Source organism: Streptomyces sp. NPDC048612 (genome assembly GCF_043199295.1).
In the GTDB taxonomy this organism is placed as follows: Bacteria; Actinomycetota; Actinomycetes; order Streptomycetales; family Streptomycetaceae; genus Streptomyces.
This window is the reverse complement of sequence record NZ_JBICVV010000003.1, coordinates 460,042-485,128: the sequence shown is the minus strand read 5'-3', so window position 1 is coordinate 485,128 and position 25,087 is coordinate 460,042. Positions and strand designations below refer to the sequence as shown.

Genomic DNA, 25,087 nt, shown 5'->3' with positions numbered 1-25,087 from the left:
GAGCCCGGTTCCGGCCCCGATACCTGGCTGGTTGACCAGGGCTCCGGCTCCGGTTCCGCACAGCCTCGTGATCAACAGATACGCCTCAGAGGTCCACCACCAGACACCGGCTCAGCGCGCGTGACACGCAGGCGTACATGCGGCCTTCGGGGGCGCCGATGTCGTCGCGGTGCTCGGGCTCGCCCTCCAGGACGGTGAGTTCGCAGCTGCCGCAGACGCCCTCGCGGCAGCCGGACGGCAGCGGATGGCCGGCGTGGGCCAGGGCGTCGAGCAGGGACTCGTCGGCCGGTACCTGGACCTTCCGTCCGGACTTGGCGCACCGCACCTCGAACTCCGTATCCGGCGCGAAGGACTTGGCCACCGGGTGGAACCGCTCCGTGTGCAGCCGGCCGGGCGGGAACACGGCCGATGCCGCGGTGAGCATCGGCGCGGGGCCGCAGCAGTAGACGAGGGCGCCGGGAGCCAGCCCGGCCGCGAGGGCGCCGAGATCCGGCCTGCCCTGTTCGCGGGTGGCGACGATACGGACGTGCTCGCCGTACGCGGTCCGCAGCTCGTCCGCGAACGGCATGGTCGCGGCCGACGGTCCCACGTACACGAGTGAGGCCGGTATCCCCGCCGAGACTGCCGCCCGCAGCATCGGCAGGACGGCGGTAATGCCGATGCCGCCCGCGAGGAAGAGGTATGCGGGCGCGGGCACGAGCGGGAAGTGGTTGCGGGGCAGGGACACGTCCAGGACACGGCCCTGGCGCAGGAACCGGTGGATGTACTCGGACCCGCCCCGGCTGAGGCGCTCGTGCCGTACGGCGACGCGGTACGCGGTGCGGTCGGCCGGGTCGCCGCACAGCGAGTACTGCCGGGTCAGCCAGTTCGGGAGGGTGATGTCGAGGTGTGCTCCGGGCTCCCAGGGCGCCAGCGGTCCGGTGGTGCCGCGCAGGACGAGGGAGACGGTGTCCTCGGCGGCCCGGTCGATGCGGTCGACGACGGTTTGCTGCATGGTCAGTAGAGCTTCCGGTAGGAGTCTTCGAGACCGCGGTCGATGAGGCCCGGGTCGATGTCGAGGCCGAACTGGGCCGTCGCCACTTCGCCCGGCGTCGGCATTTCCTCGGCGAGGGCCTGGCTCGTGGCGTTCCACAGCCGGGAGCGAAGGATGGCGCGTCCGCAGTGGAAGTACGCCTGCGTCACCTCCACGATGAGCGCCAGTTCCGGTTCCCTGGCCTCGGTCCGCATCCTGGCGAGCACCTCGGGCTCGTCGGTGGGGTAGGCGTGGCCGTTGACCCGCAGTGTCTCGCGCAGCCCGGGGATGAGGAAGAGCAGGCCGATTCCGTCGTTCTCGGCGAGGTTGCGGAAGGAGTCGGCGATCTTGTTGCCGGGCCGGTCGGGGACCGCGAGTGTGTGGGGGTCCAGGACCTTCACGAACCCGGGGTAGTCGCCCCGGGGCGAGCAGTCGGCGCGGCCCGCCGCGTCCGCGGTGGCCATCGTCAGGAAGGGGGAGTGCGCGATGAAGCGGTGGAAGTGCTCGTCGATACGGTCCAGGATCTTGGCCTTGGCCATCGCTTCCGGCTCTCCGAGCCGGGCGAGGACCTCGGCGGGCGACACCCGCCTGGGGCGCGTACCGCTCTGCGACTGCGTCAAGGGGAACTCCTTCCGGGGCAGGCAGAAGACCGCGCCGGAGCGCCCAAGGACCGCTCCGCCGCAGGTCATGGGAGTATTGTGAGCAAATACTCAGGTTGTGCGCTACTCGCATTCGCGGTCGTGCCCAGGAGGCTTCATGGCGTCGGAACGCCGCGCACTTCAGCCACGTAAACAGCCCCGTCAGGCTCGGGCCGAGCACACCCGGCAGCGCATCCTCGCCGCCGCTGCTCATGTTTTCGCCGAGTACGGACATGCCGCCGGGACCACCAACCGGATCGCCGAGCAGGCGCGGATCTCCATCGGCTCGCTGTACCAGTACTACCCGAACAAGGACGCCATCCTCGTCGAGCTGATGACCCGGCACCTCGACGCCGGGATGACAGCCCTCTCACGCGGCGATGACGACACGGCACCCTCTTCCCTCGAAGACGGCATCCGCCGCTATGTGCGCCGCACGATCGACAATCACCAGGACGACCCGCACCTCCTCCGCGTCATGCTCGAACAGGCGCCGCGTTCCTCGGAGTTGCTGGAGAAGGTGTCCCGATACCAGCAGACACGGACCGCCCACGCCCGCGAGCTGATCGAGGACCACCCGGAGGTCCGGGTCGCGGACCGGGAGGTCGCCGCCCGGCTCCTCGTCTCCACGGTCGAACTGGTCGTCCACCAGCTCATCGCCGCCCCCGACCCGCTCGCCCCCACACGTCTGGAGAGCGAACTGGTCACCATGCTCACCCGCTATCTCAAGGGCGATGCGGGGGAGCGCGAATCCCGTACACCACATTCCATTTGATGGTTATTCGAGGTCCAGCCGCTGGCCTTCCGTTACCTGACCGGCAGAGGACAAACACACCAAGCCCTTAGCTTCCTCTCCTGGCAATGCCCACAGCCGTATCGCCCCACCGGCGCAGCGACTGCGCGCATTGTCTCCGGAAATCCTCCGTTTGAACTGACGAGCTTTGGAGCTTCGCATGGTGATGCAGTTACGTACTCGTCGGCACAGCTTCCGTTTCGCCGCGGCCGCCGCCGTGGCAGCCGCAGCGGTGCTGGTGCCCGCGGCCGGAGCCACGGCCGCCACTGGAGCCACGGCCGCCACCGGAACCCCGCACGCCGTGGTGACCGCGGCCGAGCCCGCGGCCCACTCCGAAGGAGGTGGACGCTACGTCCGCACGGTGAAGCTCGCCGACGGCGTCTCGATCGGAAAGATCTACAAGCTGGGCGATCGCCACTTCCGCGAGGAAGGCTTCGCGCACGGTTCCTCCTTCGGCTCCATCGAGGCCACCGCGGCCAAGCCGTACGCTGCGGGCAACCTCAATGGGATGATCACCATGCTCGACAACAAGGGCAACGCCGTGTCGTGGATTCAGCGGACCTCCCAGGGGAGCGGACCGCACACGGAAAAGCTCGCCGACGGCAAGACCGTCGCCAAGGTGAGCAGGCTCGGCACCCAGCACCACAAGGCCACGTTCTCGCGCGACGGGCGGGTGCTCGGCTCCGTGGAGGCCCGCGGTGCGGCCACTCCGTACGCGGCAACGAAGGTCGGTCGAGTCTGGGTCATGCTCGACCTCGACGGCACCGTCTACTCCTATGCCGGGCCGGCCAGTTCCCACGCTCGCGCCATGGCAGCGGACTCACGACCGTGATCATGTGACGCGTGCCGGTCTCGACCCACCGGCACCGAGGTGGACGGCCGCCGCCGGGGGCATGGGTCGGCCCTTCAACTGGTGCTCCTTCAGCGGGAGATCAGCCAGCCCCAGCGGCGGTGCTCCATGATGACGGCAGCGGTGGCCAGCACGGTCACCGGGACCGCCGCCCAAGCGGAGCGACGCGGTCGTCGGGACGCCCCGAGGCCGTCTCTCCCTGAGCGGTGTCATTCACCTGCGGACAATGTCACAGGGCTGGGGCAACGGCCAGGCATTTCAGGCGAGTTGACGACTGGGCTGCGCCTGCCCTTTGGTCTCAGCACGCCCTACCCCTTGAAACTCTTCCCCCATTTGCGGAGCTGGGATATGCCCATCGCCAGGATCACCAGTCCGAAGCAGAGCCACATGAGGGATGCCAAGACCGCCCCGATACCGACCTCGCGGAAGCGGCCGTCGCTGCCCACCCAGGACTCGACCACGTCGTACTTAGCGCCGGTCGCGTAGTCGCCCGCGTTGACGAGCCTTCCGCTCCACCCGTCGTCGGCCTTCCCGCCACGAGGTGTGAAATCGCCACCGCATTCGTAGTCCGAGTTTTTCCCGCTCCGGTTCTTGTCGATGCAGTAGCCGACCGTGAAGGTGCCACGTGTGCCCACCAGACCGGTGGCCTGGACCCCCTGGACACTTTGGAGAAGGACGGCTCCGGCACCGACAAGGGTGAGCACGAGGCCCAGTAGCAGCCCGGTGATCCGCCACCCCCACGCCGGCTTCGGCTCGTTCTGCCGCTTCTTGTTCGACTCACGCGATATCGCACTGCTCACCCGCGCACCCTAGCGGCCGGACGAGGCTGCCCATGCCGCCAGTCCCGGGCGTGGGCGGACGGCCGGTACCGGACGGCCGGTCCCCGTGTGGCCGACAGACCCGTTCGGCCGCGTGCCAGGATGAACTCATGTTGCTGCGGCTGCCGTTCGGGGACGGGTTACGGGCTGAGCTGGGAGCGCCCAGAAGCTCTCGCAGGCTGGACAGCAGTCCTCGCTCGCGTGTGTGGCGCGTCGAGTTGCCGACGGCGACGGCGGTGGTGAAGCAGAGCGTCGGCGGTGCTGATGCCGGCGAGCGATTCGCCCGCGAGGTAGCCGCGCTGCGGTGCGCCGCCCGAGCGGAGTCTCCCGTGGTGCCCGCGGTGCTGGCCACCGATCCCGCCCGGCGGGTGCTGGTGCTGGAACACCTGGAGCACCGACGCCCCGCCGCCGACTGGATCGTCGACTACGCAGACGCGCTGGCACGGCTGCATGCCACCGCCCGGCCCGAGGACGCCGGGGAACTCCCCCGGTGGCAGGGCCCGAACCAGGCCGATGCCGACGCCTTCCTACGGCTTGCCGTGGCGCTGGAGGCCCCTGTCACGCCTGGTGTGTCCGGCGAACTCCAGGACCTGGTGAACCGGCTCGACCAGGCACCCGGGCATGCCCTTCTCCACGGCGACCCCTGTCCCGGTAATGATCTCCACACCGCTACCGGGATCAGATTCATCGACTTCGAGCAAGCCTCGCTCGGCAGCGGCCTGATGGAACTCGCCTATCTGCGCATCGGATTTCCGACCTGCTGGTGTGTCACGTCGGCCGCGGAGCCGCTGCTGGAACGGGCGGAGCAGGCCTATCGCACGGCGTGGCGCGCCGCGACCGGCTCCGACATCCCGGATGGCCTCACTGACGCCTGTGCCGGCTGGCTGCTCCGCGGCGACGCACTGGTTCAGCGGGCACACCGCGGAAGCAAGGATCACCTGGCCCGGATTCCTGACCAGGACTGGGAGTGGGGCACCGCCACGGCCCGGCAACGGCTCGTCCACCGCCTCGGTGTCGTGAGCCGGCTGACGGCCGACGACCCCGCTCTCAGCGGCCTGAGCACCCTCTGCACCGCGATGCGCCGACGCATGCTCGCGCGCTGGCCCACGCTCCGGCCGGTGCCGGCACAGCGTCCGTAGGGGGCGGCCCCCGAACTGTCGACGAATTACCCAACGCCCCCCTCGGCATCGAACTGCGAACGCCAACCGTGGAGCAGCAGGTCGAAGACCGTCTCCACGGCCGCGCGCGGGTCGGGCCGGCCCTTGGTGAGGGTCGGGACCTGCAGGACGAACCGGGCCAGCGCCGAGCAGGCGAGATCATCTGTCTCCCGGCCGAGTTCCTCCGCGATCGCGGTGCCGAGGGCGTCCGCATGGCGCAGCCACATGCGCTCCGCGTACTCACGCAGCGCGGGCGTGCGGTCCACCAGTGCGGTGAACTGCCGCAGGCGGGGATCGGACGCGATCGGCGCCCATGAGGTCAGCGCGTGGGCGCGCAGTGCCTCGACCACGCTCTGGTCGTCGGGGCGTTCACGGACGGCGGCGGTCAGCGCCGCCTCGACTTCCTCTTCGCGGTCGAAGACCAGCGCTTCCTTGCTCGGGAAGTGCGCGAAGAGGGTCGTCGTCGACACATCGGCTCGGTCGGCGATGTCGCGGACGCTCACTCGCTCGAAGCCGTGCGCCAGGAAGAGTTCCAGTGCGGCGTCGGCGATGGCCTGCCTCGTCGCGGCCTTCTTGCGTTCGCGACGGCCAAGGGGCGGGGAGTCGGGCATGACGCCACCGTACCCCATAGCTGGAACGAAGCAGAAACTGTAACCATTGCACTTATGGACTCGTTTCTGCTTTGGTGTCTCCGTGGGGGTTGCCGCCCCGTGGGGGACCCGGCACCGGGGCATCGCCGTGCCATGGCGCGCACGGCGTCACCCGGAGACCCCGACCGAGGAACCCGACCGAGGAAAGGGACTCCCATGGATTCTCCGACGCCCGCGAGCGCGCGGATCAGCATCATCGGCGCCGGGCCCGGCGGCCTCACCTGCGCCCGCATCCTCCAGCGGCACGGCATCGCGGTGACGGTGTACGACCGCGATCCAGGGGTGGCCTCCCGGAACCAGGGCGGCTCGCTCGACCTGCACCAGGAGGACGGCCAGCGCGCACTCCATGAAGCGGGCCTGCTGGCGGAGTTCTTCGCGCTCGCCAGGCTCGAAGGGCAGGAAATGCGCCAGATGGACCCGGAGGGAAGGCTCCTGGCCCACCATCTGCCGGACGAAGGGGAAACGGCCAGTCCCGAGATCGACCGCGGGCAGCTACGTGCTCTCCTGCTGCGGTCGCTCGACGCGGGGACGGTGCAGTGGGGGCGCATCCTCGCCTCGGTGAGCGGACCGGCCAACGGGCCGCGAACACTGACGTTCACCGACGGTACGTCCGTCGAGACGGACCTCGTCATCGGTGCGGACGGCGCCTTCTCCCGCGTCCGCACCGCCGTGTCACCCGCAGTGCCGCGCTACACCGGGGTCAGCTTCCTGGAGGCCTGGTTCGACGACGTGGAGCAGGCGCACCCCGAGCTGTCCCGCCTGGTCGGGAAGGGCAGTGCCCACATCGCCGACGGCGAGCGGGGCCTCTTCGCGCAGCGCAACAGCGGCGGCCATCTGCGCGTCTACCTCATGCGGAGCGTCCCCGTGGACTGGATCGCGGCGAACGGGCTGCGCCCCGAGGACACCGAGGGCCTCCGTGCGCATCTGCTAGGTGAGTTCGCGGCCTGGTCACCGCAGTTGCTCCGGATGATCAGCGACAACGACGGTCCCTACGTCGACCGTCCGCTCTTCGCCCTGCCGGTGCCGCACACCTGGGAGCACTCGCCCGGCGTGACGCTCCTGGGCGACGCCGCACACCTCATGCCGCCCCTCGGCGTCGGCGTCAACCTCGCCATGCTCGACGCCTGCGAACTCGCCCTCGCCCTCGTCCACTCCGCCACCGTCGCCGACGCCGTACGCACCTACGAGAAGTCGATGCTCCCCCGCTCGGCCGAAACGGCGCGGCTGCTCGAAGGCGGCGCCGAGCACCTGCTGGCGGTGCCCGACGCCGACACGTTCGCACCCGCTCCGGAGCCTGCCGCTGACCCGGGTCCGGACAACTCCCGGAGTGTGGTGGGGCCTTCCGGCGCGTAGGGGCGAGCGGTCGAGGGCCGTCGGATCAGCGCGGTTCGCGCATGCCGTCGATGATGCGGGTCCAGTTGTCGCCGCCGTGTCCGTCCTCGATCGCGCGCCGGTAGTGGGCCTGTACGGCCAGCGGGAGCGCGAGGTCGAGGCCGAGTGAGGTGCTGGTCTCGACGATGTGGTCGGTGGTCGCACCCATCATGGTGACCGTGCTGAGGTCGCCGGGATGTTCTCCGGCGTCCAGCGCGGCGCCGGGGCGCTCCTCACCGGCCCGCAGCATGCCACCGATCGTGTCGACGAAGGAGAGCAGCTCCGGCAGCGTCTCCTGGGCCTTCCTCCCCGCGGTGCCCAGCATCGCGGTGGCGTGCATCAGCCCGGACAGAGTGGTGAGGAACACCGCGAGCTGCGCCTGGTACATCATCTGGGCGAGGCCCGGGTCTTCGCCCAGATGCTGGGGTGTGCCGAGCAGGGTCAACGCCGGCAGGTGGTTCTTCAGCGCGTCCTCGCGGCCGCTGTAGTAGACATGGGACGCCGCCGTGCCGACCATCGGCGCCGGGACCATGACGCCACCGGTGAGGAAGGCGGCACCGTGCTCCGCCGCCCAGGCTGCCGCCTCGCGGGTGCGGTCGGGAGTGTCGGAGCTGAGGTTGACCAGCGTCCGCCCGGCGAGCGACGCGGTGGCGCTGTCGAGGACGGCGTACATGGCCTGGTAGTCGGTGAGACTCAGGATCACGAGGTCGCTCGCTTCGACCGCCTCGCCGGGTGTCGCCGCGAGCGTGGCTCCGTCGGCGACGACGCCGTCGGCCCGGCCGGCGGTGCGGTTCCAGACGGTGACCGGGTGTCCGGCGGAGAGGAGCGCACGGGTCATCGCCTGGCCCATCGGGCCGAGCCCGATCACGGTGACAGCGCTGTGGTGCCTGGTGGTGAGGTTCTGTTGTCCGTTCACCCCTCCATGCTCGAAGAACACCACTATTCTCGGAAGTACCCACTATTTACTGCGGTACTTACCTTTTCGTAAGGGGATCGGCGATGGCCAAGGCAGCGCGACGCGGGCCTTACTTCTGCGGTATCGACGCTGGGCTCGACGTGGTGAGCGGCAAGTGGAAGGGGCTGATCCTCTGGGAGCTCGACGCCTATGGCGTACGCCGCTTCGCCGAACTCCGCCGTGGCCTGCAGGGAGTGAGCGAGAAGATGCTGACCCAGCACCTGCGGGAGATGGAGGAGGACGGTCTCGTACACCGCAAGGTCTACGCCGAGGTGCCACCGCGGGTGGAGTACTCCCTGACGGAACACGGGCACACGCTCAACAAGGCGCTCGTACCGCTCAGCGACTGGGGGATCGAGCGGATACGCCGCGAGTCCTCCGAAAGGGTCGACGTGGCGGGGAGCTAGCCGACAACCGCAGAGCGCCCCGGTCACCACCGGTAGGCCGCTTCCCGCCGGCGGACAGTGGTGCGCCGGCTCCGCCGCCCCGGGCGCCCCGGGCCGGCTCTCAGGTGTCGTGCCCGGTGGTGCGGCGCTGTTTGGCGCGGTGGGCGAGTACCTGGAGGATGCGTTTCCACGCCGGTGAGGCCTCGGCTATCCGGGAGTAGATCAACTCCAGGTTTCCCCGTTGGCTGCTGTCGCGTCCGTGGGCGATCTCCCAGGCGTCCAGGTCTTCGATGAGCTGGTCCACGCGTGGGTCGTGCGGTTCCCAGTCGACCGACTGGTCACAGACGAGGAACAGGCGCGTCGTCTCGGGGTCGTCGAAACTGGCCTTCTTCTCCTGTATCCCCTCTGCCATGGCCTTCGGGTCCAGTGCCTGCATCAGGACCCAGGTGTCGCGCTCCAGCTGAATCGCCCGTTCGCTGACCCCCAGGCCGCGCATCCGGTCCAGGATGGCGACCACCTCGGCGGGCAGCACCAGCGCTTCGCCGCTCGCCAGGGTGGCGATCCGGCGGCGGTGTTCCGTGAGTTGGTCCATCTTGCGCTGCAACTCGGCATCGATATCGGCGATGGCGGCGGCGAACTCGGCCGGCTGCGCGTGCAGCAGCGCGTCGATGCGGGCCAGGGGCACCCCGGCGTCGGCGAGGGTCCTGATCCGGATGAGATCCACCGCCGCCTGCGCGTTGTAGCGGCGGTATCCGGAGGCGTCGCGTGCGGGTTCGGGCAGCAGGCCGACGTGGTGGTAGTGGCGGACGGTGCGCACGGTCACACCGGCGGTCGCCGCGAGCTGGCTGATCGTGAGCACCGTCATCCTCCGGTCTTCGGGACGCGCGGCAGCGCCGGCGAGGATCTTAGCGGGCCGGTTCCGTCCAGGTGACCGGCAGTTCGTGGACGCCGTAGATGTTCATGTCGGTCCTGAGCCTCACCTCGTCGGCGGGGACGGCGAGTTCGAGGGTCGGGAAGCGGCGCAGCAGTCCCTCGAATCCGGCGCGCATCTCGATGCGGGCCAGTTGCTGGCCGAGGCATTGGTGGATGCCGTGACCGAACGACAGGTGACCGCGGGCCTTTCGGCGGATGTCCAGGGCATCGGGGTCGTCGAAGCGCCGGGGGTCGCGGTTGGCGGCCAGGAGCGAGACGACGACGGTCGATCCCTTGCCGATGGTCTCACCGCCGAGTTCGATGTCCTCCGTCGCGTAGCGGAAGAAGATGTCGGCGACGGACAGGTAGCGCATGAGTTCCTCGACGGCACCGGGGAGGAGGTCGGCGTCGGCGCGGAGTCGGTCCAGCTGCTCGGGGTGTTCCAGGAGCGCGAAGGTGCCCAGCGCCAGCATGTTGGCAGTGGTCTCGTGGCCCGCGAGCAGCAACAGGAAGGCGATACCGGTCAGTTCCTCGATGCTGAGGTCGTCTCGGCGGGCCAGGTCGGACAGGATGTCCTCGCCGGGGTCGGCGCGTTTGTGTGTGACCAGTTCGGCCAGGTACGTGGTCATGGCGCCGTACGCGGCCATCTTCTCGTCCAGCGGCTGGTCCTTGACCAGGAACCTGGCGGAGTTGACCTGGAAGGTCTCCCGGTCCGCGTAGGGGACGCCGAGCAGTTCGCAGATCACCAGCGAGGGCACCGGCAGGGCGAACTCCCTGACCAGGTCGACCGGCGGGGCGAGGCGCGCCAGCTCGTCCAGCTGCCGCTCGACGATGTCGGTGATGTGCTGTTCGAGCTGCTTCATGCGTCTCACGGTGAAGGCGCCGGTGAGCATCCGCCGCAGCCGGGTGTGATCCGGCGGGTCCATGGCGACGAACAGGCCCGGCACCTGCGGGGACGGTTCGGTGGCGGCGGGCATGCCGGGGGTCTCGTACGGTACGTGGAGCACGCCGATGTCCTGGCGGGAGCTGAACCGGGTGTCGGCCAGGAGCTGGCGGACCGCGTCGTATCCGGTGACGAGCCAGCCCTCGTGACCGTCGGGGAAGAGCAGAGGGCTGACCGGGCGGGCCTCGCGCAGCCGGGTGAGGTCGCGTGGCGGGTCGAAGGGGCCGGCGTCGCGCTCCATGGGCAGGCCGTTCGGGACGGGAACCGTGTGACTCATCGGGATTTCCTCTCGTGGCGGTCGATGAGGGGGAGTGGCGCCTCGGGACAGGTCAACTGCCCTGAACGGCAGGGGACTTCCCCCGGTCATGCCGAGAAGGCTCCAACCCTGACGCAGGGTCAGGGTCAAGCCTTCTGCCGCCATACCCGAAATGCGCGCAGTTGTCCCGTGAGCTGTCCTGCTGTGCGGAGTGCGGCCCGCCGGTTTTTCGGGCCCGCCGGGTGGTTCCCAGCCCGCCGGTGCCGGAGGTGGTGCGGGGAACGACCCGACGGGCCGGGGTTTCGCTCGGGCCGGGTGCCGAGGTCCGGCCAGGGCTCCTACGACACGGGCTCCGTGTAGGTGAAGTAGCTGACCGGTGTGCTGCTCTTGGGGGACTGCACGTAGACCCGGGCGGGAATGGCGATCAGACGCTCCTCCTCCGCCCGTGCGAAGCCCTTGGGGTCGGCGTAGCGGACGACGAGGTAGCCGACGTAGTAGGCGCCGTCACGGCGGCCTTGCAGGCTGCCCTTCTTGTCGCTCGGGAAAGTGACCTCGGTCTGGTCGTCGACCCCGGTCATCTTGCGCTCGGTCGTGGTGACGGACCAGCTGTAGGTGAAGCCGGCCTCGCCGCCGAGCTCTCCGCCCGTCCCTCCATTGGCGGGAGTCGTGGTGACCTTGGGCGTGAACTTGCCGCCCACCGACCAGCCGTCCGTCGTGCTCTTCTCGTCGGTGACCTGACCCGTCACCTTGTAGGTCTTCTTCCCTCCGCCCAGAACGGCGCTGGAGCTCCCGATCTTGGGGTACTTGGAGCCGGGCTTCGTGTCGAGCTTCCCGACGAAGACGCACGGCGATGCCTGGACATCGTGCGGTGACCCGTCGATGACGTCCTTCCCCGCGCAGTACGACTCGGCGGGGCCCTGGGTGTACTTGTCCGTCATCTTGTCGTCCGTGGTGTTCTTGCGGACCTCGACGGCCGGGTTGTCGGCGTTCTTCTTTCCCCAGCCCGTCACCAGCTGCTGCGCGACATCCCGGTACCCGGCGGGGTTGTTCGCGTCGTCCGCGTACTTCTGCGCCGCCTGCTTGGCGTCCTGGACCGCCTGCTGGGGGTCGTACTTGTCCTGCACATCGCGCAGGTCGAACGGCATGACGGCACCGTTCGCGTCCCTGTCGATTCCCTTCGGGTAACCCATCACCGTCTCGGAGTCCCCGACGGGTGCCGTCTTCGTCAAGGCCGCCTGGATGTCGTCCTCGCTCTCGTAGAGCTTGTCATTGCGGATCGGATTCTCCTCGGCGGCCACGGCCGGTGAGGCGGAGCCCAGCAACGGCGCCGCGGTGAGCAGGGCCGCGGCCAGCACCGTGACACTTCTGGCCCTGCGCCGGGACGCCCGGCGCGGGGCGGCAGCGGAATTCGACATGGTGATATCTCCCTTGCTTCCAGCAGCTGTTGAGCGCGTGAGTTTCCAGAACCCCGCGAAAAGGGACCAGTTCATCGAATTCGCCGTGGAGAGCGGGAGGCCGGCCGGAATCCACCAGAAAGGGATTCCGCTGGGCCGCGCTGTGCCCGACCTCGCCCGGCGAATGCGGAACGGGGTTTCCTCCTCTCGGCACAAGCGAAGAGGGAAGCCGTTCCGCGGTGGTTCCGCGGACTTCTCGGTAACATTTGCGGCTTTTAGCGGGAAGCGCCTGCGCTCGCCGTTCTCACGCGGATGGTGAGACGGTTCTCAGGCGGAGTGAGCCGCCTTTGGTGCGGTGCCGGGCGTCCGGCGAGCGGCGATATCGCGCTTTGATAACGTCGCCGGTGCGACGGCGATCTGTTGTCCCGTCCGCGCAGAGCGCTTCCGGCGTGGCACGCCGGATCGAGGGACGGAGCACAGGTGAGGCTAGGCGCTGTCCGCGACGCCGCTGTCCCGGGCGGCCGCGCCGCCCTCGTCCACGACGAGCCGGGCGGACGCCGTGTGAAAGGCTTCAAGGCCGGCCGCGAGCTTGGCGACGTCGGACGGGTCCATCCGCTCCAGGGTGGCCGTGATCTCCCGGCTCCGCGCCGCCCGGTACTCCTCCAGCAGCACCCTGCCGCGCAGGCTCAGCCGCAACTCGACCTCACGTCGGCTCGTCGCGCTGGGGCCCCGTTCGGCGAGGCCCATCGCTTCCAGACGGTCGCAGAGCCTGCTGACCGCCGGCGGGCGCGAGGCGAGCGCCGCGGCGAGCGTGCGCAGATTCGTGCCTTCCCGTTTTTCGAGCACCAGCAGCGCGCGGAGCTGGGAAGGGGAGACCTCCGCCGAGCGCGCCGCCTCCTGGCCGTGCCCCCACAGCACCTCCAGCAGTTCGGAGGCGGCGAGGGCCGCCGCGCTCGCCTGTGCGCGGGAAGGGGACCGACTGGTGAAACGGGGCACACCAACACTCTGTCACCCTGCGCCTCTCCTTGTCAGACCGACCCTGCCCCAGGCGCCGCAGGAAGGGTGCTCCGGAACCATGACTGAACGCTGTGACCTGGGGCCGGCGCTGCGTGCCTCGCTCCCGCACGCCCTGCCGGCCACCTTGCGCGACCATCTCACCGCCGCCTACGGGGCCACCTCCGTGCGTCTGTATCTGACGGACTACGGCGGCACCGTCCTCAGGTCGTGCGACGCCCCGGAGGGCGGCGATGTCTCACTGCCCGTGGCCAACAGCCCCGAAGGGCGGGCGCTGGGAAGCCAGGAGCCGCGCGAGCAGCAGGCGCCCCATGGCGAGGCCGTCGACCACCATCTGCCGGTGACGGTGCGCGGCGACCGGATCGGCATCCTGACCGTCCGGCTGCCCGCCGCACGCTCCACACCGGCGGTCCTCGACGAGCTGAGGCAGATCGCCGGCCAGCTGGGCCACGAGATCCTGGTCGCCGAGCGGGACACCGACGTCTACCAGCGGGCCCGCCGGGTCAGCCGCCTCACCGTGGCGGCGGAGATGCAGTGGCAGTTGCTCCCCGCCCGGGCGTGTGCCACCGCGCAGTACGCCCTCGGTGCCCAGCTGGAACCCGCCTACGCCGTGCACGGCGACAACTTCGACTGGGCTTCGGACGGCGACGCGCTGACGCTCACCGTCACCAACGGCATGGGGCAGGGCGTGGAGGCCGCGCTCCTCACCCACCTCGCTGTCAGCGCGATGCGCAACGCCCGCCGCGCCGGCGCCGGCCTCGCCGATCAGGCGGCACTGGCCGACCAGGCGGTGTACGGCCACTACCGGGGCGCGTGTCATGTGTCGACGCTGCTGCTGCGCGTCGAGTTGGCGACGGGACGGATGGAGGTCGTCGACGCGGGGTCGCCGCAGCTGTGGCGGCTGCGGGGGAAGTCCGTCGAGCGCGTCGAGCCGGACCGGCAGCTGCCGCTGGGCATGTTCGAGGAGTCCCACTACACGGCTGAGAGCTTCACGGTCGAACCGGGGGACCGGCTGCTGTTCGTGAGCGACGGGGTGTACGAGGCGCCCTCGCCGCGGGGCGGGACGTACGCGGAGCGGGCGCTCGCGCGGGCGCTGGGCGCCACGCGTCTGCTGCCCGCCGCCATGGCTCCGGGAGCCGTGCTCCGCGATGTGGCCGAATACCGTGGTGCGGAGACGCTGGATGACGCCCTGGTGCTGTGTTTTGACTGGTTCGGCCACGCTCTCGGTCAGGCGGCGACCGGCGGGTGACCGTCGCGCGCGGTGCTGGTCACGCGCTTCGCTCAGGACCCCGCCGGACCGCCGTGCCCCGGGGAATCCCGGATCTCATATCTCCTCTTCAGCCGCAAAAACACCGCACCGATTCGGCCGTCCGGCCGTTCTCCGTCTCGGCGGGTGAAGAGGGGGCCCGCGCCTATCAACGCTTGATCGCGCTCGCTAACATTTGCCGGAAGGCAATTATCGATGAGTGCGGGTGGGCCCGGCCGCACCGCCGGGCGAGAAGTCCCGACGCGGTCGGACGGGCCGGACCGAAAGGACAAAGAGTTGGTTTCCGCTGAGGCTGCCGCACGCGAGCGGGTCACGAACGTGCTGCGCGAAGAGGCCGATGAGATCTCGGACCGCTGGGTGCGGCTGCAGCTGGCACAGCCCTCCCTGGACGGGGACGTGAGCGAGGCCGAGCTGGGCGAGGAGGCCGACGCGCTGGTCGGCGCCCTGCTCTCCGGCCTGGAACTCGGCGTTCCGGTCGAACGGGTGGTCACCTCGCACGAGGAGATGCACCGGACGGTGTCCGAGATCTCGCTGCGCCGTGCCCGCCGGGGCGTCTCGCCCACCGCGACCTCCCTGGCGGTCCTGTCGCTCAAGGAGGTCCTGCTGGAGGCCGTACAGCGGCGCACCCGTGAAGGGGAGGACCTCTTCGGCAGTGCGGTGCTGATCAACCGCCTGCTGGACACCGCCGGCGCGCTCTCGTTCGAGGTCTTCGTCGAGGGCCGCGAGGAGATCATCCGCCGGCAGAGCCAGCAGCTGCTGGAGGTCTCCACCCCGGTCGTCAGGCTGTGGCGCCAGGTTCTGGCCGTCCCGCTGATCGGCACGCTCGACACCGCACGCACCCAGGTGGTGATGGAGAACCTCCTCCAGGCCATCCAGGAGCACGAGGCGCTGGTCGCCATCATCGACATCACCGGTGTGCCCACGGTCGACACGGCTGTCGCCCAGCATCTGATGCACACCGTCAACGCCGTACGTCTGATGGGCGCGGACTGCGTCATCAGCGGAATCCGGCCGCCCATCGCGCAGACCATCGCGCAGCTCGGCATCGACCTGTCGACGATCCTGACCCGCGCCACCCTCGCCGACGCCCTCGGCGAGGCCGTGAAACTCACCGACGCGGCGTCGGACATCGCCACGCTGGACAGGCGATGAATGCCCCCGTCTCGGGTGGCGTCCCGATTCTGCGCCTGGGAGACGTCCTGGTCACAGGTCTCCTCAACGAACTCGACGACAAGACCGCCGTGGCGTTCACCGAGGAACTCACCAGCCGCATCACCAGCGACGGAGCCCGCGGCGTCCTCATCGACATCTCCCGGCTGGAGATCGTCGACTCCTTCGTGGCCCGCACGCTGATGGAACTGACCACCACGGCACGGCTGCTGGGCGCCCGGGTGATCGTCGCCGGGATGCGGCCGCCGGTCGCCATCACCCTGGTCGAGCTGGGACTCCAGCTCACCGGAGTGGAGACGGCACTCAACGCCGAACAGGGCATGGCTGCGATGGGGTGGCGTCAGAACCCGCAGCCGTCCGGAGGGGGCCGGAGTGAGTTCCGCCCGTAGCACTGACGACCCGGTGGCTCCCGCCGCCACCAGGGCCAACGACACCGCCGACGGAAAGGGAGGCCGTACGGTCCACCATGTGCGCACCGAAGAAGACCTGCTGACCGTCCGCCACGCGGTGCGCGCGGCCACCCTGCGCGCCGGATTCAGCATCGTCGACCAGACGCGGGTGGTCACCGCCGCCAGTGAGCTGGCGCGCAACGCCTACATCCACGGCGGAGGGGGCAGCGTGACCATCGAGCAGCTGTCGCTGAGCGGAAACGCCGGACTGCGCCTGACGGTCGTGGACGACGGGCCCGGCATCGGGGACGTCGACGCCGCGCTGACCGACGGCTTCACCACGGGCGCGGGACTCGGCCACGGCCTGGGGGGTGCCCGGCGGCTGATGAACGACTTCGAACTGCACACCGCGTCCGGGCGGGGCACGACCGTGATCGCCACGCGATGGGCCGGGCGGTGACCCTTCCCGAGACCCTGCCGACGGCACACATCGCCGTCGACCACTACAGCGCCGTCCATCTTGCCGCCGAGACCGCCCGCGCGGTCGCCGGGCGCTGTTCCCTGCCGGGAGCACTGCCCGACCAGGCCGCCGTCATCGCCTCGGAACTGGCCAGCAACCTGGCCCATCACGCGACCGGCGGGTCGCTGTTCATCCAGCCGCTGCCCCTGGGCGGCGGGATGGAGATCGTCGCCGCCGACCACGGGCCCGGCATCGGCGAACTCCAGCGCTGCTTCACCGACGGCTACACCACCGGCAGCACCCTCGGTGCCGGCCTGGGCGCCGTGAAGCGGATAGCGACCGACCTCACCATCCGTACGCAGACCGGCACCGGCACCCTCGTCCGGGCCCGCCTCAGCGATCCCGACGCCGCACCGGCGGCCGGGCAGGAGGTGGGTGCGGTCTGTCTGCCGGCGGAGCGCGAGGAGACGAGCGGCGACGCCTACGCCGTCGTCGACCGGGGCGCCGTCCGCACCGCGGTCGTGGTCGACGGCCTCGGCCACGGCCCGGAAGCGGCCGAGGCCGCGCAGGTGGCCCTCCGGTCCTTCCACCGGGCCCCGGACCTCCCGCTGCCGGAACTCCTCACCGCCCTCCACCGGGCGCTGCGCCGCACCCGGGGCGCCGCGGTGGGCCTGCTGCGCCTGCACCCGGGCCGGGCGGAGTACACCGGTATCGGCAATGTCCGTGTCCTGACGCTGACCGCGCTCGATGTCGGCCACCGCCTGAGTGGCCAGCCTGGTATAGCCGGCCTGAACATGACGGTGCCGCAGGTGCGCTCGTTCCCCGTGCCGCCCGGTGCCACCGCGGTGCTGCACTCCGACGGCATCGATCAGCGGTGGGCCCAGGCGCCCTCGCCGTTCGTGCGCCGGCTGCCGCCGCACCTCCTCGCCGCGTCCCTCGCCCACAGCCACCGCCTCACCCGCGACGACGCGACCGTGCTCGCCGCCCGACCCAGCCAGAGACTTCCGTGACCCCCCATACCTTCCACAACCTGCCGGGCCTGCGACGCGCCGTCCGGGAAGTCTGCGCAGCGCACCGGCTTCCGTCCCACAACACGGCGCGGCTGCTGCTCTCCGTGTCCCAGATGGCCACGGCCGCCTTCGAGACCGAGGGCCCCGTCCGCCTGGAGGCCGTCGAACAATCCGTCCCCGACGGAAGGCGACTGCTGGCGGTCACCCTGCACGCGGGCCGGAGCACGGCGTCGCCGAGCCTGACCGACCTTCCGCTGCGAGGGCAGCCCACGCCCGACGGTGCCGTTGCCTGGTACCTCCCCCTCGGCGAAGGGGAGGAGGCGCCGCGCCCCGCCCCGGTGCCCGCCCAGGGCTTTCCCCAGGAGGCCGACGGGGCGGTGGCCCACGAGGCGGAGATCGCGGCGCTCGAAGGTGATCTCCGCGCCGCGCTCTCCCGGGTGGACACCCTCACCACCGAACTGCACCGGCTCAAGGACGAACTCGCCGAGACCAACAGCGGAGTGCTCGCCCTCTACATCCAGCTGGAGGAGCGGGACGAGCGACTGCGGCGGGCGCACGGTCAGATCCTGCGGGAGCTGGAGGACGCGCTCCGACCCCCGCCGATCACTGTCAGCGGTCTGGAGTTCGCCGTCCACTACGCCCCGGCCGACACCGACGCCCCCACCGGAGGCGACTTCTACGACTGGCTCCTGCTTCCCGACGGCACGGTGCACATCACGGTCGTGGACGCGCTGGGCCACGGGGTGCGCAGTACCCGCAGCGCGCTCAACGTCACGCACGCGGTGCGCACACTGGCCCTCGAAGGCCACCCGCTGGAATCCATCGTGGCCCGGACCCACGACATTCTCGCGCCGTTCGACCCCGAGACCATGGCCACCGTCCTGCTGGCGCGGATCGACCCCGAAACCGGCGCACTCCGCCTGGCCAACGGCAGTCACCCGCCGGCCCTGGTCGTACGCGCCGACGGGACCTCCGACTACCTGGAGGTCCGCGGCCGGGGTATCGGCTTCCCGCTCCCCGGGAGCGAGACCGTGCTGGAGGACACGCTGCACGAGGGCGATCTGCTCGTGCTCTACACCGACGGTCTGACCGAGAGCCGGCGCGATCCGATCGAAGGCGAGGCGCGGCTCGTCAAGAGCGCCTGGGCGCACGCCCGGCGGCCGGTGCACGAGATCCCCGGCGCCGTCGCGAAGGACATGCACACGGTCATCCTGCATGCCGACGACACACTCGCCCTGGCCGTCCGCCGAGCGGCGAACACCCCGAGCACCTCCCTGACGTGACGGCCTTGAACTCCCCCTGCCACGGCGGCCGTACGCCGCACGCCATCTTTCCCGGGCGAATGTCTGGGCAGACGGTCATGAACAGCAGCCGAGAACGGGCCCCTACCGAGCGGGAGGAGAACACCATGCAACACCAGCTCGTGCTTGACGACCACCCGTCACCGTCGGCCTACCGCGTCTGCCACCCGGACTCCGCGGCGGACGCCCGCGAGGTCGTCAGACACTTCGCCGCGCTGCTCCGCCCGGAGCCCTCCGCGGGGACCACCCAGAACGTGCTGCTCCTGGTCTCCGAGCTGGTCGCGAACGCGCTGCGGCACGCCGGCGCCGTCACGGCCCTGCACCTGCGCGCGGACCGCGAGCGGATCGAGGTCTCCGTCGAGGACCCCAGCTCCGCGCATCCGCGGGAGCGACGCCCCGACCTGTCCGGCAGCAACGGCGGCTTCGGATGGCCCCTGGTGAAGAGCCTGGCTCTCGACGTCGTGGTCCTCCCGGGGTCCTCCGGCGGCAAGACGGTGCGGGCGGCCCTGGCACGCTGAGAGCGCTCCGCCGGGCGCGGTGCGGAGCGGCGGCAGCGCCGCCCGAGGCCGGCCCGGCCCTGGGTGCCGCGGCCCCGCTCCGTCACCCGGCGGCGAGGGCTTCCGTCACGGACTCGTGGAGCGGCAGGACCGTGTCCAGTCCCGTGAGGGTGAAGAGGCGTCGCAGTGCGGCGGACGGGGCCGCGAGGCGCAGGGCCGGGCCCAGCGCGGTGTGCGCCTGCAACAGCACGTTGACCGTGGTGGAGTCCGCGAACGTGGCCGCGGACAGGTCGACGACGACTGCCGCGCTGCCGTCCTCGGCCGCCGCCCCGAGGGCCTCTTCGAGGGGCCCGACGGTGTCGAGATCGAGCGGTCCCGAGACAGCGACGACCAGCGCCTCCCGCCCTCGCCACGCCACCCTCTCCGTCGCCATCGGTCGGCCTCCACTGGGCTGGGGCAGCACGGTGAACCTCGCTGTAGGGGCTGACGGCTGGAGCGACGCGTCGTTCCCGGTCCGTCTGTACGACACGTGACTGGCTCGCTCCAGAATAGAAGCCATAGTTGCCGTTTGACAACATTCGCCATAAGGCAACAATCTGTTCTCGTCACGGAGCAAGGCGGCTGCGCCTGGCGTGGCGTGAGACCGGAAGCGGCCTGAGATCCGCCGCACGCGCTGGCAGAACATGAGCGTGGCCGCCGACGAAGCGTGGGCCGTCACCTCCTGTGCGAGTGGGGAGGGAGGCCGCCGCGTTGGAACGCACCGGGCCGTCTGCCGCCCCGCCTCCCTGCCCCGGCAGGTGCAACTGTGCGCGGGGCGCCCGCCCTTCCGTGCTCACGGGGGTCAAGAGGCCACCGTGACGGGAGCCTTGACCACCCTGTTCCGTCATGCGGCGCGGTTCCCCGCCGACCCCCGCCTTTGCCCTCGTCCACGGACGAAGAATGCCTGAGAGACCGTGACTCAACGCCTTGGGGTAGCACGCGCCTTGCAAGCCTCGCCCCCGCACGCTCTGGTGGACACGCTTCGCGAGGTACTCGCCGAAGGCTACGGCGCGCTCTCGGTGGAGTTGCTGCTCGCTGACCACGGGGCGACGGCCCTCGCCCCCTTCGGCGCGGCGGGAGCGGCCGCCACACCGGTCCCCGTCGCCAACAGCGCCGAGGGCAGGGCGTTCGGCAGCCAGCAACCCCGTAGCCGGACCCGGCAGGGAGGGATCGTCGAGCACCACCTTCCGGTGACCGTCCGCGGGGAACGCACCGGCGTTCTCACCGTACGGCTGCCCGTCGAGCGGTCCCTGCCGGAAGCCGTCGACGACCTCGTCCACGTGGCCGGTGTGCTCGGCCACGAACTCCTGGTGGCCGAGCGGGACACCGACGTCTACCGGCGGGCGCGACGCATCAGCCGGCTCAGTCTCGCCGCCGAGATGCAGTGGCAACTCCTGCCCGCCAGCGCCTGTTCCGCCGCCGAGTACGCCATCGGCGCCCAGCTCGAACCCGCCTATGACAGCCACGGCGACAACTACGACTGGGCCTCGGACGCCGACGAGCTGACCCTCGCCGTCACCGACGGCACGGGCACCGGCGTTGCCGCCTCGATGCTCACCCATCTCGCCGTGAACGCGCTGCGCAACGCGCGCCGGGCGGGTATCGGCATCGAGGACCAGGCGGCACTGGCCGACCAGGCCGTCTACGCCCAGTACCGGGGCGCCGCCCATGTGTCCACGCTGCTGCTGTGCTTCGACCTCGCGAACGGCCGGGTCCAGGCCGTGGACGCCGGGTCGCCCCAGCTGTGGCGACTGCGGAGACGGACCGTCGAGCGCATCGAACTCGACGGCCAGATGCCGCTCGGCATGTTCGAGGAGACCCATTACAAGCCGCAGGAGTTCGAGGTACTGCCCGGGGACCGGCTGCTCATCGTCAGCGACGGCGTGTACGGGGCGCGTTCCCCGCGGGGGGAGGCCTACGTGGAGCGCGCCCTGGCCCGGACCATCCACGCCGGCCGGCTGCTCCCGGCCGCCGACGTGCCCCGTGCCGTACTCCGTGACCTGGCCGCACACCGCGACGCCGCCTCACCGGACGACTCCCTGGTGCTGTGCGTCGACTGGTTCGGACGGCAGGGAGACCCGGCGGCGGGGCCGGGGAGGGCGGCAGACGCCGGGGACGGCCCCCTTTAGAAGCAGCAGTTCCGGGTACGCGGGACAGGGCACCGCTCCAAGGGCGCAGCGGGTGTCACCAGCAGGGGCCTCACGCTCGCCGGTGTCCCGGTGCCGGCACCCTGCCGACCCCTACGGAAAGGCGGATCATGCTCTTCTTGGTCGTGGCCCTGTTCCTGTTCGGCGCACTCCTGGGGACCGCGGGGCACGTTCCCGTGCCCGTCACGGTCGTCGCCGGAATCGCCATCACCGCCTGGCTGGCGGTCTTCTTCGCGAGGGAGCGCCACAAGGCGGGCGGCGCGACGAAGGGAGCCGGCCGATGACCTCCCTGCGGATTCCCCTGAAGACCGGAGCGCACCCTCAGGCCGACCGCATGGCGGTCGCCGCGTTCGTCTGCGGGCTGCTGGGCCTGCTGGTGTTCAACCTCTTCCTCGGCCCGTGCGCCCTGTTCTTCGGCGCGGCGGCCCTCCGCCGCGGGACCATCCGGCGCCTGCGCGCCTCCCTGGGCCTGCTCTTCGGCACCGTCGACCTCGTGCTGCTGGTGGTGCTGTCCGCGCACAGCGGCACCCTCAGCTGGCACCTCTGAGAGCCGGCCGGCGGGCACCGGGCCCGGGGGCTTGACCTTGCAGCTGCTGTAACGACGACCATGGCGTCATGTTGTCGATCAGCGAATTCAGCGAAATGTGCCATCTGCCGCCACAGACGCTGCGGTACTACCACTCCGAGGGTCTGCTCGTCCCGGCCCATGTCGACGAGCAGACCGGCTACCGCTCGTACCTGCTGGAACAGGCCGAACAGGCCATGCTGGTCACCGTCCTGCGCGGCACGGGCATGAGCGTCAAGCTCGTCCGGCGGGCTCTCGACGAACCGGACACCGCCCCGGCTCTGCTGCAGGAGCACAGCGCGGAGGTGGAGCGCCTGCGGCAGGCCCAGGACGAGGCGATCAGGGACGCGCGCAGGTTCTTCGCCTCGTGGCCGGAGGTGCGCCGGTGCCACACGCCCGGGACGACGGTGGTCTCGAAGCTGGTGCCCGGCACCTCGGTCGTGTGCGACCAGCGCGCGTGGGACGAGGCCGATGCCGCCATCGCCGCCACCGCGCGGGAGGTGGTCAGGGCCGTGGAGTCCTGCGGGGCCGTCGTGCCGGGGCCCCCTTGGTACACCCTGGCCAACGAGACCCCGGAGCAGCGGAGACGGACCCTCGCGGGCGAGGAGGAGTCCTGGCTGGTGAAGATTCCCGTCACGGCGGACGAGGGCACCCTCGCGGCGCTGCCCGGCGATCTGGAGGTGCAGACCTTCGAGGCCAGGGACGAACTGTCGATCTTCATCCCGGGCCGGTCCTCGATAGCCAAGTACTGCACCGCGCTCTCCCGCCTGACCCCGTACCCCCTCGACGCCGCGTACGTCGACATCACCCGCCTGCGCCATGTGCTGCACGACGACGGCATCGAGACCGCCGCGGCGATCCGCGCGCTCGACGAGGGGATGGGGACCGGCGTGCCAGGCCGTGGCGCTGCTGCTCGGTCCGTACGCCGAGGTGGTGCTGCACGATCCGGACAGCGACCGGATTCTGGCGATCTGACCCGGCAGGCGGGCCGTGAGGGTGCCACGGCCCGCCCGTTCCCCGCTGACGTGGCGGGTCAGTAGAGGTGGATGTAGGCCTCGCAGTAGTTGAGGCCGCCGAACGACTTGCGCTGGATCTTGAGGTAGGGCTTGCGGGCGAGGTCCACCCCGCCCATGTTCGGGCGCCAGGTGAAGTCGTCGTCCTGGTCCCGGAACCACGACTCGGACGTGAAGGTGGTCCGCCCGCCGTCCGCCCGGTAGTGGAGCGTGGTCGACGAGAACTTGTCGTAGCCGCCGGTCTCGTAGGCCTGCACGCTGTTGAGGTAGCTCCACTTGCCACGGATCGTGTACGTCGCGCTGATCGTCAGGTCGTTGCACGTGGTCGAGCCTGTGTCGGCGGCGACGGCACTGACGTGCATCGTCCTCGCCGGCGGGCCGGCCGCGGCCGAGGGGGCGGCCGCGACGACAGGGACGCTTGCGCCGATCGCCGCGACGGCGGCCGTGAGAGCGAGACGGATGGTGCGCATCGGTCCTCCTTGAAGGGGCGTGCCGTTCCCGGTCCGTGAGCGGCTCCGACGGAGCTTCCTCGCACGCTCGGGGCCCGCCGGGGGCTGCTCGGCCGGGGCAGCAAGAGCCTGACGGAGCGGCACGGACGCACACAACAGCGTTCGCTGTCCCGGACAACCGGTGGGGTGTCCGGCCTGGTCAGCGCCTTGTCCGGATGCTGTCCGGGGCAACCGTCACACGGCGGGAGCGAGCAGCCGCCGACGTGTCGTCGGGAGGGCCTCCCCGACAGGGGCCGCGGACGCGCGTGGTGCCGGCCCCGACCGGGACCGGCACCACGGACTCCGCCTCGGACGCCTCGCGCATGCCCACGGGTGCCCGCTCACCTCGAGCGGGCACCCGTGGGCGGGCAGCCGGTCCTCGGAGGCGTTCCACAGCGGCTCCCGCCGGCAGCGGAACGCCTCCGGCGCTACCAGTAGTGCTTCCGTCCCGCGACGGCGTGCCCCGTCGCGCCCAGGAGCCACAGAACCGCGCCGATGGCCACGAGCACGATGCCAATCGTCCACAGGAAGGCCAGCCCCGTCACGAATCCGATGACCAGAAGGATGATGCCGAGAACGACCATCACGACTCCGATCTCGCACGAGTGTTGCCTTCACTGTGATCCCGGACCGCGGCCACGGCAACCGCTGCGAAACGGACCGGTTCACGCCGCGGCCGGGCCGGGGTGAGCGGCGACACGGACGGCGGTCCGCCCGGTGCGGGTAGCTCTCGCCTCGTCGGGTAACCGGCCCGGATGGAGACTGAGACCATGTCCGCACCCCCGCTGCACCTGCCCGGACAACTGGCCGCCGCCGACGGGACGGGCGCTTTGCTGCTCGCCATCGCGGGCGTCGCCCTGGTAGCCCTGCTGCTCGCGGCCTTCATGTGGGGGCGGCGGCACAGGGCCCGCGAGCCCGGTCCACCCCGTCCCGGGGAACAGCCCCGGCTGCCGGAGGGCGGGCCGGTCGGCGACGTCATGGAGAGCCGGGAGACCCGGGAACTCGCCCGAACGGAGCAGCGGCGCTCCCCGCGCGGGCTGAAAGAAGAGGACGAAGGCCATGGCCGTACGCCATCCCGCTAGCCGAGGCGGCGAGAAGCGAGGCCGGTTCGCCGAGTTCGCCGAGAAGGCTTCGCTGTTCACCAGCTCGCCCGCCTTCTTCCTCATCTGCCTGGCGCTGGTCGCCCTCTTCGTGGCCGTCCATCTCGCGCATCTGCCCCTGGAGTGGCAGATCGTGACCGGCGACCTCATGGCCGCGGTCACCCTGCTGCTCCTCGCGCTGCTGAAGAACTCCGAGCTGCGCGCGGAACACGCCGTCCAGCGCAAGCTGGACGCCCTGGCGGCGGCCCTGCTGGAGGAGCGTGAGCAGAAGGGCGGTGGTCAGGCCGCCGAGAATCTCAGGAAGGCCATCCGCCTGGAGGAGGAGACCTGACGCGGCGCCGCACCGCCCGCGCCTGACGGGGCCGGATGCGACCGCGGAGCCGTGGGGGGGGCGGGCGGGGGGGGGGGGCGGCGGCGCGGGGGGGGGGGGGGGGGGGGGGGGGGGGGGGGGCCCGGCGCGCCGGCCGGGGGGGGGGGGGGGGTGTGGTGGGG

The 25,087-nt window shown here is 70.8% G+C and carries 30 protein-coding genes; 18 read left to right on the top strand and 12 right to left on the bottom strand.

The features are described from left to right. Window positions 1–85 precede the first annotated feature (85 nt). Together ACGFN2_RS08270 and ACGFN2_RS08265 are read right to left on the bottom strand one after the other, a co-directional pair. The gene (locus ACGFN2_RS08270) at window positions 86–994 is read right to left on the bottom strand and encodes a PDR/VanB family oxidoreductase (protein WP_393358455.1); all 909 of its coding nucleotides are present in this window, start codon (window positions 992–994) and stop codon (window positions 86–88) included. Between the two features lie 2 nt (window positions 995–996). Beyond that, window positions 997–1,632 carry an MSMEG_1061 family FMN-dependent PPOX-type flavoprotein gene (locus tag ACGFN2_RS08265; protein ID WP_393358453.1) on the bottom strand — a complete coding sequence of 212 codons (636 nt, stop codon included), beginning with the start codon at window positions 1,630–1,632 and terminating at the stop codon, window positions 997–999. A gap of 136 nt (window positions 1,633–1,768) precedes the next feature. On the opposite strand from ACGFN2_RS08265, the gene ACGFN2_RS08260 reads away from it, so the two are divergent. Both ACGFN2_RS08260 and ACGFN2_RS08255 read left to right on the top strand, forming a co-directional pair. Further along, complete coding sequence (locus ACGFN2_RS08260; protein WP_393358451.1) at window positions 1,769–2,425, top strand: TetR/AcrR family transcriptional regulator; 657 nt, start codon at window positions 1,769–1,771, stop codon at window positions 2,423–2,425. Between the two features lie 178 nt (window positions 2,426–2,603). Then, a complete protein-coding gene (locus ACGFN2_RS08255) occupies window positions 2,604–3,275 on the top strand; it encodes a hypothetical protein (protein ID WP_362606089.1) in 672 nt (223 codons plus the stop codon). A 326-nt stretch (window positions 3,276–3,601) separates the two neighbouring features. Here the strand turns inward: ACGFN2_RS08255 and ACGFN2_RS08250 are convergent, their stop codons facing one another. Further along, complete coding sequence (locus ACGFN2_RS08250; RefSeq protein ID WP_393358449.1) at window positions 3,602–4,093, bottom strand: hypothetical protein; 492 nt, start codon at window positions 4,091–4,093, stop codon at window positions 3,602–3,604. 128 nt (window positions 4,094–4,221) lie between these two features. On the opposite strand from ACGFN2_RS08250, the gene ACGFN2_RS08245 reads away from it, so the two are divergent. After that, complete coding sequence (locus ACGFN2_RS08245; RefSeq protein ID WP_393358447.1) at window positions 4,222–5,250, top strand: aminoglycoside phosphotransferase family protein; 1,029 nt, start codon at window positions 4,222–4,224, stop codon at window positions 5,248–5,250. Between the two features lie 26 nt (window positions 5,251–5,276). Here the strand turns inward: ACGFN2_RS08245 and ACGFN2_RS08240 are convergent, their stop codons facing one another. Further along, window positions 5,277–5,879, bottom strand: a complete 603-nt coding sequence (locus ACGFN2_RS08240; RefSeq protein ID WP_393358445.1) for a TetR/AcrR family transcriptional regulator — start codon at window positions 5,877–5,879, stop codon at window positions 5,277–5,279. Window positions 5,880–6,074: 195 nt separating this feature from the next. Here ACGFN2_RS08240 and ACGFN2_RS08235 point away from each other — a divergent pair, with 195 nt between their 5' ends. Continuing rightward, a complete protein-coding gene (locus ACGFN2_RS08235) occupies window positions 6,075–7,271 on the top strand; it encodes an FAD-dependent oxidoreductase (RefSeq protein ID WP_393358443.1) in 1,197 nt (398 codons plus the stop codon). 25 nt (window positions 7,272–7,296) lie between these two features. Here the strand turns inward: ACGFN2_RS08235 and ACGFN2_RS08230 are convergent, their stop codons facing one another. Further along, window positions 7,297–8,205: an NAD(P)-binding domain-containing protein gene (locus ACGFN2_RS08230; RefSeq protein WP_362606077.1), complete on the bottom strand. Its 909-nt coding sequence runs from the start codon at window positions 8,203–8,205 to the stop codon at window positions 7,297–7,299. Window positions 8,206–8,288: 83 nt separating this feature from the next. On the opposite strand from ACGFN2_RS08230, the gene ACGFN2_RS08225 reads away from it, so the two are divergent. Further along, entirely contained in the window at window positions 8,289–8,651 is a 363-nt protein-coding gene (locus ACGFN2_RS08225) for a helix-turn-helix domain-containing protein (protein ID WP_362606074.1), read from the top strand. Window positions 8,652–8,751: 100 nt separating this feature from the next. On the opposite strand, the gene ACGFN2_RS08220 is transcribed toward ACGFN2_RS08225, so the two are convergent. The 4 genes from ACGFN2_RS08220 to ACGFN2_RS08205 all read right to left on the bottom strand — a co-directional run bounded on the left by ACGFN2_RS08220 (window position 8,752) and on the right by ACGFN2_RS08205 (window position 13,131). After that, a complete protein-coding gene (locus ACGFN2_RS08220) occupies window positions 8,752–9,495 on the bottom strand; it encodes a MerR family transcriptional regulator (RefSeq protein WP_393358440.1) in 744 nt (247 codons plus the stop codon). A gap of 40 nt (window positions 9,496–9,535) precedes the next feature. Then, window positions 9,536–10,762, bottom strand: coding sequence for a cytochrome P450 (locus ACGFN2_RS08215; RefSeq protein ID WP_393358438.1), 1,227 nt, complete (start codon window positions 10,760–10,762; stop codon window positions 9,536–9,538). 317 nt (window positions 10,763–11,079) lie between these two features. After that, window positions 11,080–12,156: a hypothetical protein gene (locus ACGFN2_RS08210; protein ID WP_393358436.1), complete on the bottom strand. Its 1,077-nt coding sequence runs from the start codon at window positions 12,154–12,156 to the stop codon at window positions 11,080–11,082. Window positions 12,157–12,621: 465 nt separating this feature from the next. Then, window positions 12,622–13,131, bottom strand: coding sequence for a MarR family transcriptional regulator (locus ACGFN2_RS08205; protein ID WP_362606063.1), 510 nt, complete (start codon window positions 13,129–13,131; stop codon window positions 12,622–12,624). A 79-nt stretch (window positions 13,132–13,210) separates the two neighbouring features. On the opposite strand from ACGFN2_RS08205, the gene ACGFN2_RS08200 reads away from it, so the two are divergent. The 7 genes from ACGFN2_RS08200 (at window position 13,211) to ACGFN2_RS08170 (ending at window position 19,264) form a co-directional block, all read left to right on the top strand. Next, window positions 13,211–14,398, top strand: coding sequence for a PP2C family protein-serine/threonine phosphatase (locus ACGFN2_RS08200; RefSeq protein WP_393358434.1), 1,188 nt, complete (start codon window positions 13,211–13,213; stop codon window positions 14,396–14,398). Window positions 14,399–14,692: 294 nt separating this feature from the next. Then, on the top strand, window positions 14,693–15,568 hold the full coding sequence (locus ACGFN2_RS08195; RefSeq protein WP_362606058.1) for an STAS domain-containing protein: 876 nt from the start codon (window positions 14,693–14,695) through the stop codon (window positions 15,566–15,568). After that, the gene (locus ACGFN2_RS08190; RefSeq protein WP_362606056.1) at window positions 15,565–15,975 is read left to right on the top strand and encodes an STAS domain-containing protein; all 411 of its coding nucleotides are present in this window, start codon (window positions 15,565–15,567) and stop codon (window positions 15,973–15,975) included. The genes ACGFN2_RS08195 and ACGFN2_RS08190 overlap by 4 nt, the downstream gene beginning before the upstream one ends. Beyond that, window positions 15,959–16,435 carry an ATP-binding protein gene (locus tag ACGFN2_RS08185; protein ID WP_362606053.1) on the top strand — a complete coding sequence of 159 codons (477 nt, stop codon included), beginning with the start codon at window positions 15,959–15,961 and terminating at the stop codon, window positions 16,433–16,435. Before ACGFN2_RS08190 ends, ACGFN2_RS08185 begins: the two co-directional genes overlap by 17 nt. Continuing rightward, entirely contained in the window at window positions 16,432–17,445 is a 1,014-nt protein-coding gene (locus ACGFN2_RS08180; RefSeq protein ID WP_362606051.1) for a SpoIIE family protein phosphatase, read from the top strand. The genes ACGFN2_RS08185 and ACGFN2_RS08180 overlap by 4 nt, the downstream gene beginning before the upstream one ends. Then, window positions 17,442–18,728, top strand: a complete 1,287-nt coding sequence (locus ACGFN2_RS08175) for a PP2C family protein-serine/threonine phosphatase (protein WP_393358430.1) — start codon at window positions 17,442–17,444, stop codon at window positions 18,726–18,728. The genes ACGFN2_RS08180 and ACGFN2_RS08175 overlap by 4 nt, the downstream gene beginning before the upstream one ends. Window positions 18,729–18,853: 125 nt before the next feature. Then, the gene (locus ACGFN2_RS08170) at window positions 18,854–19,264 is read left to right on the top strand and encodes an ATP-binding protein (protein ID WP_393358428.1); all 411 of its coding nucleotides are present in this window, start codon (window positions 18,854–18,856) and stop codon (window positions 19,262–19,264) included. Between the two features lie 82 nt (window positions 19,265–19,346). On the opposite strand, the gene ACGFN2_RS08165 is transcribed toward ACGFN2_RS08170, so the two are convergent. Further along, window positions 19,347–19,676: an STAS domain-containing protein gene (locus tag ACGFN2_RS08165; protein WP_362606043.1), complete on the bottom strand. Its 330-nt coding sequence runs from the start codon at window positions 19,674–19,676 to the stop codon at window positions 19,347–19,349. Window positions 19,677–20,196: 520 nt separating this feature from the next. Here ACGFN2_RS08165 and ACGFN2_RS08160 point away from each other — a divergent pair. The 4 genes from ACGFN2_RS08160 (at window position 20,197) to ACGFN2_RS08145 (ending at window position 23,034) form a co-directional block, all read left to right on the top strand. Further along, on the top strand, window positions 20,197–21,411 hold the full coding sequence (locus ACGFN2_RS08160) for a PP2C family protein-serine/threonine phosphatase (RefSeq protein ID WP_393358426.1): 1,215 nt from the start codon (window positions 20,197–20,199) through the stop codon (window positions 21,409–21,411). Window positions 21,412–21,539: 128 nt separating this feature from the next. Continuing rightward, window positions 21,540–21,713, top strand: coding sequence for a hypothetical protein (locus tag ACGFN2_RS08155; RefSeq protein WP_362606038.1), 174 nt, complete (start codon window positions 21,540–21,542; stop codon window positions 21,711–21,713). Next, a complete protein-coding gene (locus ACGFN2_RS08150) occupies window positions 21,710–21,976 on the top strand; it encodes a DUF4190 domain-containing protein (protein ID WP_362606035.1) in 267 nt (88 codons plus the stop codon). Before ACGFN2_RS08155 ends, ACGFN2_RS08150 begins: the two co-directional genes overlap by 4 nt. 68 nt (window positions 21,977–22,044) lie before the next feature. Further along, window positions 22,045–23,034: a MerR family transcriptional regulator gene (locus tag ACGFN2_RS08145; protein WP_393358423.1), complete on the top strand. Its 990-nt coding sequence runs from the start codon at window positions 22,045–22,047 to the stop codon at window positions 23,032–23,034. On the opposite strand, the gene ACGFN2_RS08140 is transcribed toward ACGFN2_RS08145, so the two are convergent. Next, window positions 23,028–23,477 carry a hypothetical protein gene (locus ACGFN2_RS08140; RefSeq protein ID WP_393358421.1) on the bottom strand — a complete coding sequence of 150 codons (450 nt, stop codon included), beginning with the start codon at window positions 23,475–23,477 and terminating at the stop codon, window positions 23,028–23,030. The two genes, ACGFN2_RS08145 and ACGFN2_RS08140, sit on opposite strands and share 7 nt — an antisense overlap. A gap of 446 nt (window positions 23,478–23,923) precedes the next feature. Continuing rightward, entirely contained in the window at window positions 23,924–24,079 is a 156-nt protein-coding gene (locus ACGFN2_RS08135; RefSeq protein WP_362613984.1) for a DUF6131 family protein, read from the bottom strand. A 186-nt stretch (window positions 24,080–24,265) separates the two neighbouring features. Between ACGFN2_RS08135 and ACGFN2_RS08130 the strand changes: the two genes are divergently transcribed. Further along, window positions 24,266–24,577: a DUF6479 family protein gene (locus tag ACGFN2_RS08130; RefSeq protein WP_393358419.1), complete on the top strand. Its 312-nt coding sequence runs from the start codon at window positions 24,266–24,268 to the stop codon at window positions 24,575–24,577. Continuing rightward, on the top strand, window positions 24,555–24,926 hold the full coding sequence (locus ACGFN2_RS08125; protein ID WP_362613979.1) for a low affinity iron permease family protein: 372 nt from the start codon (window positions 24,555–24,557) through the stop codon (window positions 24,924–24,926). The genes ACGFN2_RS08130 and ACGFN2_RS08125 overlap by 23 nt, the downstream gene beginning before the upstream one ends. Window positions 24,927–25,087: the final 161 nt, after the last annotated feature.